The organism is Teichococcus deserti, from assembly GCF_001982615.1.
Classification (GTDB): domain Bacteria; phylum Pseudomonadota; class Alphaproteobacteria; order Acetobacterales; family Acetobacteraceae; genus Pseudoroseomonas; species Pseudoroseomonas deserti.
The window spans coordinates 1-2,283 of record NZ_MLCO01000210.1 but is presented as its reverse complement, the minus strand read 5'-3'; the positions used below and the strand labels follow the sequence as shown (position 1 = coordinate 2,283).

The following is a 2,283-nucleotide window of genomic DNA, read 5'->3' as shown; positions in this document are numbered from 1 at the left end:
TCGCCGCCGGCGGCGAAGCCCTGCATCAGCCGGCAGATCACCAGCAGCAGCGGCGCCGCGATGCCGATGGTCGCATAGGTCGGGATCAACCCGATGCCGACGGTGCCGACCGCCATCATGAAGATGGTCAGCACCAGCGCCGCCTTGCGGCCATGGGTGTCGCCCATGCGGCCGATGACGATGCCGCCCAGCGGCCGCGCGACGAAGCCCAGGCCGAAGGCGGCGAAGGTCGCCAGCAGCGCGCTGGTCTCGTCGCCGGCCGGGAAGAAGCGCCCGGCGATGATGGTGGCCAGATAGCCGTAGGCCGAGAAGTCATACCATTCGAGCACATTGCCGACGACCGCCGCGCCGACCGCGCGGCGGCCTTCCGCGGCGTTGGGCGCGCCTTGGGGTGTTTCTGCCATGGTGAAGCTCTTTCCTGCCCAGGCCGGCCGCATGCTGAACCTTGACCTGGAGTTTCGTATCACTATCTGATATTCAAGATCGCTTGGTGATTTGAAGCCAGGTGCCGCCCGCTGGCAAGGCAGCGGGCGGAGTCGGGAAGGGCGGGGATGACGGAAAAAGACCCCTTGGCCGTGGGATCCGTCCACAAGGCCTTCCAGGTGCTGCACGCCTTCCGCGATGCGGGAGGACCGCTGTCGCTGGGCGAAATTGCCGCGGCCACCGGCCTCGACAAAAGTGCCGCCCAGCGCTTCTCCCATTCGCTGTGGAAGCTGGGCTATCTGGAAAAGGACACCCGCACCCGCCGCTACCGGCTGGGCCACCGGGTGCTGGAGCTGACCTTCAGCTACCTGCAGGGCAACCGCCTGGTCGAGGCCGCCATGCCGATGCTGGCGGAGCTGCGCCGCAGCACCGGCCAGCGCGTCAGCCTGAGCCTGTGGGAAGACGTCTCCCTGATCTACGTGATCCGGCAGCAGAGCCAGCGTGAATACTTCTGGGCCTCGCTGATCGGGCGGCGGGTGCCGCTGTTCTGCACCGCCGGCGGCCGCGCCATCCTGGCCCAGCTGCCGCGCGCCGAGGCCGAGGACATCCTGGCCCGCTCGCCGCTGCGCCCGCTGACGCCGCAGACCCTGACCGACCCGGCCGCCATCATGGCCCGCGTCGAGCAGGCCCGGCAGGACGGCTACGGCGCCGCGGCGGAAGAGGTGGAGCAGGGCGAGCGCGTGCTCGGCGCCGCCGTGCAGCGCGCCGATGGCCGGCCGGTGGGCGCGGTGCACCTGGCCGCGCCACTGGGCGAATGGGACAGGGAGGAATTCGGCCGCCGCTTCGCGCCGCTGCTGCTGGAGGTGACGCGGGGCCTGCGCAGCGCGGCGGGGTGATCCGTTTTCCATTGCCGCCGCAGGTCAATTTGTATATCCCTGTGCCATATACGAACCAGGGAGGCCACCCGTGACCCGCACCGCGCTGTTCCTGAACAACCGCAGCCAGGCGCTGCGGCTGCCCAAGGATGTGGCCTTCCCGGACGGCGTGCGCGAGGTCGCCATCCTACGCGACGGCGCCCGCCGGGTGATCGTGCCGGCCAATGCCCTGTGGGACGACTTCTTCGAGGCTTCCGGTATCGATCTCGGTCCGCGCGACCAGCCGCCGCATCAGCTCCGCGAAAGCTTCTGATGCTGCGTTTCATGCTGGACACCAACCTCTGCATCCGGGTGCTGCGCGACCGGCCGCCCGGCTTGCGCCCGCGCTTCAACGCCGAGGCCGAGGCGCTCTGCATCAGCGCCATCACCCTGAAAGAGCTGTTCCATGGCGCGGCGCGCTCGGCCCGGGCGTCGGAAAACCGCCGCGAGGTCGAGCGCTTCGCCGAGCGGCTCGCCGTGCTGCCCTTCGACGCCGCGGCCGCCGCCCATGCCGGCGAGATCCGCGCCGAGCTCGAAGGGCAGGGCAGCGTCATCGGCCCCTATGACCTGCTGATCGCCGGCCATGCCCGCAGCCGCGGGCTGATGGTGATCACCGGCGACCTCGGCGAGTTCCGCCGGGTCGCCGGATTGCGCTCGGAGGACTGGCTGGCGATGCCTTGATCCAGCGGCATTTCCAACCCGCACTTTCGACGCATAAGCTATCTTATGTAAAGTAAAGCGGCTGGCGGTCGTTGCTCGACCTGCCGCGGACCACGACCGTCGCCCCTCAATGCACCCGGATCGCCGCGGTCGCGCTGGCGCCGGAGGCATCCAGCACCGTCACCCGGTAATGCCCGGGTCCCTGCGGGATCCAGGCGGTGTCGCGCCGCGCCGGCGTGCCGTCCAGCGGCATCCCGTCGACCAGGAAGGTCAGCGGCCGCTGACC

5 protein-coding genes are annotated in these 2,283 nt (G+C 69.8%); 3 read left to right on the top strand and 2 right to left on the bottom strand.

What is annotated here, in order from left to right; all coding sequences use genetic code 11:
- The coding region (locus tag BKE38_RS20040) for an MFS transporter (protein WP_165694238.1) at nt 1-404 on the bottom strand (404 nt) is incomplete at its 3' end.
- Nucleotides 405-575: 171 nt separating this feature from the next.
- Between BKE38_RS20040 and BKE38_RS20035 the strand changes: the two genes are divergently transcribed.
- From BKE38_RS20035 to vapC, 3 genes are all read left to right on the top strand, one after another.
- The gene (locus BKE38_RS20035) at nt 576-1,319 is read left to right on the top strand and encodes an IclR family transcriptional regulator (RefSeq protein ID WP_242662496.1); all 744 of its coding nucleotides are present in this window, start codon (nt 576-578) and stop codon (nt 1,317-1,319) included.
- Nucleotides 1,320-1,389: 70 nt separating this feature from the next.
- Nucleotides 1,390-1,611, top strand: a complete 222-nt coding sequence (vapB, locus tag BKE38_RS20030) for a type II toxin-antitoxin system VapB family antitoxin (protein ID WP_076959019.1) — start codon at nt 1,390-1,392, stop codon at nt 1,609-1,611.
- Nucleotides 1,611-2,018: a tRNA(fMet)-specific endonuclease VapC gene (gene vapC / locus BKE38_RS20025; RefSeq protein ID WP_076959018.1), complete on the top strand. Its 408-nt coding sequence runs from the start codon at nt 1,611-1,613 to the stop codon at nt 2,016-2,018. Before vapB ends, vapC begins: the two co-directional genes overlap by 1 nt.
- Nucleotides 2,019-2,124: 106 nt before the next feature.
- Here vapC and BKE38_RS33830 read toward each other — a convergent pair whose 3' ends face one another.
- A complete protein-coding gene (locus tag BKE38_RS33830) occupies nt 2,125-2,271 on the bottom strand; it encodes a hypothetical protein (RefSeq protein WP_367596068.1) in 147 nt (48 codons plus the stop codon).
- Between the last annotated feature and the right edge of the window lie 12 nt (nt 2,272-2,283).